This window comes from Pseudoflavonifractor sp. MCC625, assembly GCF_018784545.1.
In the GTDB taxonomy this organism is placed as follows: Bacteria; Bacillota; Clostridia; order Oscillospirales; family Oscillospiraceae; genus Pseudoflavonifractor_A; species Pseudoflavonifractor_A gallinarum.
Genome location: NZ_WQOJ01000047.1, coordinates 62,768 through 68,069 on the forward strand (window position 1 = coordinate 62,768; position 5,302 = coordinate 68,069).

2 protein-coding genes and 3 pseudogenes are annotated in these 5,302 nt (G+C 45.4%); all 5 read left to right on the forward strand.

Going from position 1 to position 5,302, the window contains the following annotated elements; translation table 11 throughout:
- A pseudogene (locus GPK94_RS16195) lies at positions 1-368 on the forward strand (conjugal transfer protein TraE); the annotation flags it as partial.
- A gap of 846 nt (positions 369-1,214) precedes the next feature.
- Entirely contained in the window at positions 1,215-3,014 is a 1,800-nt protein-coding gene (gene ltrA, locus GPK94_RS14310) for a group II intron reverse transcriptase/maturase (RefSeq protein ID WP_252192665.1), read from the forward strand.
- Positions 3,015-3,110: 96 nt separating this feature from the next.
- Positions 3,111-4,559 (forward strand): annotated as a pseudogene (locus tag GPK94_RS14315) (DUF87 domain-containing protein); the annotation flags it as partial.
- Positions 4,556-4,939: a DUF3851 domain-containing protein gene (locus GPK94_RS14320; protein ID WP_215656130.1), complete on the forward strand. Its 384-nt coding sequence runs from the start codon at positions 4,556-4,558 to the stop codon at positions 4,937-4,939. The pseudogene GPK94_RS14315 and the gene GPK94_RS14320, both read left to right, overlap by 4 nt.
- Positions 4,932-5,302 (forward strand): annotated as a pseudogene (locus tag GPK94_RS16200) (CHAP domain-containing protein); the annotation flags it as partial. The gene GPK94_RS14320 and the pseudogene GPK94_RS16200, both read left to right, overlap by 8 nt.

The window sequence follows — 5,302 nt, forward strand, 5'->3', positions numbered from 1 at the left end:
TTCAGCTTCATGCGGTATTCCACATGGATGAACAACTCCCGTTTCAGTTTGAATGGGACTGGCTGGCTCCTTCCGGTCTGTCCACAAAGGATTTTATTGCACCAAGCTCCTTTGAGTTCCGCACCGGCAAGCAGTTCCGTATGGGTAAGAAATACGGAGCTGTTTCTTTTTTGCAGATTCTCGCACCGGAGCTGAATGACCGTTTGCTGGCTGATTTTCTGGATATGGAAAGTTCGCTCATTGTGAGTATGCACATTCAGTCGGTGGATCAGGTGAAAGCCATCAAAACGGTAAAGCGAAAGATTACCGACCTGGACCGCAGCAAGATCGAGGAACAGAAAAAAGCAGTCCGTGCCGGATACGACATGGGTGCGACACGTTCCTTGATAACTGCATAAGCAGGAAACAAGGCATATACAAAACTTTTGTATAGAGAACTGATATTCCAAAGAGTGGAATGAGGGGGTAACGTCCCGAAACGCTCTCCTTAATACTCCTACATGCTGTGCTAACTGCTGAAATGCACAGTATGAAGCTAGGTGAAGTCGGCAGAGAGATACCGTAAGGCATGAAAATGCCACGAAAGCTGTCCAGCGGTGGGCGGTGTATCCTATATGCCGGAGGTCTATAAAATATCTATGGTGAGAATAACTTAGAGATAAGTTTGACGAACTTGTGAAAGTAAGGGTCTAAACGTAGCTTATGTAGAAATGCATAAACCGTGGTCACGGGGTATGTGGGGTAAAGTAAGAATCCATGTTATGAAATACCCTATTGTGTTACAGGCACAATCAAGCATACAGGCTCATAGCAAGCACCTACGGATATATGGACAGATAGGAATATCGGAACGTGGGAAGCTGTGAATACAAATGGTAAGGATTCAGCAGTCCGATGTTGTAGTGATAGAAAAAATCGAAAGCCAGTAGCAAATACTGGCAAGCCAACAGGCTTTCCGCTATCGGGATAATCTATCTTTATCACAGTGAAATCAGGGGCACGAGCATTGATATTTCCTGTAATGGGAAAAGGAGCAACAGCCCCAAGACAGGATTTAGTTTCATCATTATTTCTAAATCTTTCAAGGTTCTTGTATGACTAATAGAAACCAAGTCCGAAAGGAGGCGGTTGACTTGACTGTCGATACGAACTTAGAGAGGCAACCAAAGCAGCAAAAACTGCGAAATGCCGAATATTACGATATGCAGGATGTTATGGATAAGCTATATGAAGAATCCTGTAAAGGAAAATCATTCCATAATCTAATGCATCTCATTACCAGTGAAAACAACATACTTTTAGCGTTCAGAAATATCAAAAACAACAAAGGCTCAATGACTAAGGGAACAGACGGCAAAACAATTACACAGTATAAAGGGTGGTCGGAAGAACAGTTTGTCAAATATTTTCAAAGTAAATTTGCAAACTATCACCCCAAAAGTGTACGCAGAACAGAAATTCCAAAGGTCGGGCAGCCTGATAAAATGCGTCCGTTAGGTATTCCCTGTATGGACGACAGGATTATACAGCAATGTATTATCCAAGTATTAGAACCGATATGTGAAGCAAGGTTCCATGCTCATAGTTATGGTTTTAGACCAAATAGGTCGGCAAGCCATGCCATTGCAAGGGCACAATCCCTGATGAATGTCAGCAAACTGCACTATGTTGTAGATGTTGATATAAAGGGATTCTTTGACAATGTAAATCATGGCAAGCTGCTCAAGCAAATGTGGACAATGGGCATACGGGACAAAAGTCTAATCTGTATAATCGGAAAAATACTGAAATCTGAGATTGAGGGAATTGGCAGACCAGATAAAGGGACGCCACAGGGCGGTATCATCAGCCCGCTACTCTCAAACATTGTTCTGAACGAACTCGATTGGTGGTTGAGTGACCAATGGGAAACCAAAAGCACAAGATACCCCTATACGCACAGTCACAAATATGAAGCCTTAAAGAAGTCCAACCTCAAAGAATTTTTCTTCGTGCGTTACGCAGATGATTTTAAGATTCTATGTAGGGATTATAAAACAGCAAAAAAGATATTCATTGCTGTAAAGGAGTGGCTTTGGGAAAGACTGGGGCTTGAAATCAGCCCTGAAAAATCCAAAATCACAAATGTCCGTAAAAAGAAAACGGATTTTCTTGGCTTTGCATTGTATGTGACGAAAAAGAGTAAGAAGTATGTATCAAAAAGTAATATTTCGGAAAAAGCGAAAAAGGCAATGAAAACCAAACTCAAAGAGCAAATCAAAGTAATACAGCACGACACATCACCCCATCAGGTAAGTCAGTTGAATGCCATGATTCTTGGTATGCACAATTATTATAATACTGCCACAGGGTGCAGTCGTGATTTCCGAGAAATCAATTTCGTTGTCAGCAAGAGCCTAAAGCATAGGCTTAGAGTAAAAACCAAAAAGGCAAAGCGAAACAAAAATAGCAAATCTCCATTGCCTGAAAAAGTGCTAAAGTCCAGAACGTATCAGAAATTTTACGGCAGCTATGGCGGAAAGCCTAAAGTTGTGGCAGGTGTACAAATCTTCCCGATTTACGGTTGTAAGTTTGTTACTCCGAGAATGTTCACACGAGAGGTTAATAAATATACTCCACAAGGCAGACAGCTTATACACAAAAATCTGTCAACCGTTCACTCCCTTATCCAGTATCTATTGGAAACAAAGGAGTATGGAAAATCTGTGGAATATAACGATAACCGTATTTCACTTATGGCAGGACAAAACGGTAAATGTGCGGTAACAGGTGAACCACTCTGCATATTTGACATGGAATGCCATCATAAGAAGCCTAAAAAGCTGGGTGGTACGGACGAATATAGAAATCTTGTGTGGTTAAAATCCGACGTACATAAACTTATCCATGCTACCGAAGAAGATACGATTACAAAATATCTTGATATTCTCAAACTTGATGATAAAGCACTGAAAAAGGTCAATTCTCTAAGGCTATCAGCAGAGAATTTAGAAATAGTAGTTAAAGCAAACTAAATTTTGTTGGAGCGCCGTGTGCGGGGAAACTCGCACGCACGGTGCGGAGTGGGGGAAAATTCGGAGATAACTTCAAAGAATTACCTATCACTATACATCATTCCATCTGACCTTGCTACCTACGGCAGTGAAGCGAAAAAACTCTTGCAGGATTTGCAGAGCCGCAACGAGAGAATGTTTCTTTTGACCTTTCTGGTGCTGAACACAGCGGACAATCCCCGTCAGCTTGGCAACAACATCTTTCAGGCAGGCTCTATTGCCCAGAAGTATAACTGTCAGCTGACCAGGCTGGACTTCCAGCAGGAAGAAGGGCTGATGAGCTGTCTGCCTCTGGGTCTCAATCAGATTGAGATTCAGCGAGGACTGACCACCAGTTCCACAGCTATCTTTGTGCCCTTTACTACGCAGGAACTGTTCCAGAACGGGAAAGAAGCTCTGTACTACGGCATCAATGCTCTGTCCAACAACCTCATCATGGTGGACAGAAAGCTGCTGAAAAACCCCAACGGCCTGATTCTGGGTACGCCGGGTTCCGGTAAGTCCTTCAGCGCAAAACGAGAAATTGCCAACTGCTTTTTGCTTACCAGTGATGATGTCATTATCTGTGACCCGGAAGCGGAGTACGCACCTCTTGTTGAGCGTCTGCATGGGCAGGTCATCAAGATCTCACCTACTTCAACCAACTATATCAATCCGATGGATCTGAATCTGGACTATTCGGATGATGAAAGCCCGCTGTCACTCAAGTCTGACTTTATCCTCAGCTTGTGTGAGCTGATCGTGGGCGGTAAGGAGGGCTTGCAGCCGGTGCAGAAAACCATTATTGACCGTTGTGTACGGCTGGTTTACAACGATTATCTCAATGACCCAAAGCCGGAGAATATGCCGATTTTGGAGGACCTTTATAACCTGTTGCGGGAGCAGGAAGAAAAAGAAGCTCAGTACATTGCAACGGCATTGGAAATCTATGTAACGGGTTCTTTGAATGTGTTCAATCATCAGAGCAATGTGGACATTGATAACCGGATTGTCTGCTATGACATCAAGGAACTGGGCAAGCAGCTCAAGAAAATCGGTATGCTGGTGGTACAGGATCAGGTGTGGAACCGCGTTACCATCAACCGTGCCGCTCACAAGTCTACCCGCTACTACATCGACGAGATGCACCTGCTTTTGAAGGAGGAGCAGACCGCCGCCTATACGGTGGAAATCTGGAAGCGATTCAGAAAATGGGGCGGTATTCCGACAGGTATCACCCAGAATGTCAAAGACCTTTTGAGCAGCCGCGAGGTGGAAAATATCTTTGAAAATTCCGACTTCGTGTATATGCTCAACCAGGCAGGCGGAGACCGTCAGATCCTCGCCAAGCAGCTGGGGATTTCCACACACCAATTATCTTATGTGACCCACTCCGGTGAGGGCGAGGGCCTGCTGTTTTATGGCTCTACAATCCTGCCTTTCGTGGATCACTTCCCGAAGAATACCGAGCTTTACCGCATTATGACCACCAAACCCCAGGAACTGAAAAAGAAGGAGGATGAATGATGATGAACCCCAACATTTTGAATAAAAACCCGCTGATGTTTTTTGACAGGGCGGTAAATGCCCAGCGCAGCCAGTTGCTTACGGTCATGGCCGATGCGGTAAGTGAGTGCCGCACGGCGGCAGATCAGGTAGCCGAACTGAATGAGACCGGTCAGGTGGGGCTTCTCCGTCTGGCAGAGGTCTGGAGCGCCATTCGTGCTAAAGAAGGTATGGGCGGCCTGATTCTGGAAGGAACAGAGGCGAAGATCCTGTCCGATGTGGTGGCACAGTTTTATGCCTACCTGTCCGGCTGTATGTTCAACGATCCTGTGGGAATGGCCATTTATGCAGAGCTGCACTACATGATGTCCTCCCTCATGCTGGGAGAATGGTTTGAATAAAGAGCCGCGCCTGCGCTTTACTGATGAGGAACGGTCTGATCCTGCACTGGAAAAGCCGATCCGTAAAGCGGAGAAAGCTGCGGCCAGAGCAGATAAGGCGCAGGCCAATATCCCAAAGAAAAAGGTCAGGCAGACGGTCATTGACCCGGATACCGGAAAAAAGACCTCGAAGCTGACCTTTGAGGACAAGAAAAAGCCACCTTCCAAAGTTTCTCAAGGAGTCAGGGAAGCTCCCGTCCATCTGGTCGCAGGCAAGCTCCACAAAGAGATCCGGGAAACAGAGCAGGACAATGTGGGCGTGGAAAGCGCCCACAAGTCCGAGGAAGCGGTGGAGACCGGCGCTTATCTGGTGCGGGAGGGCTA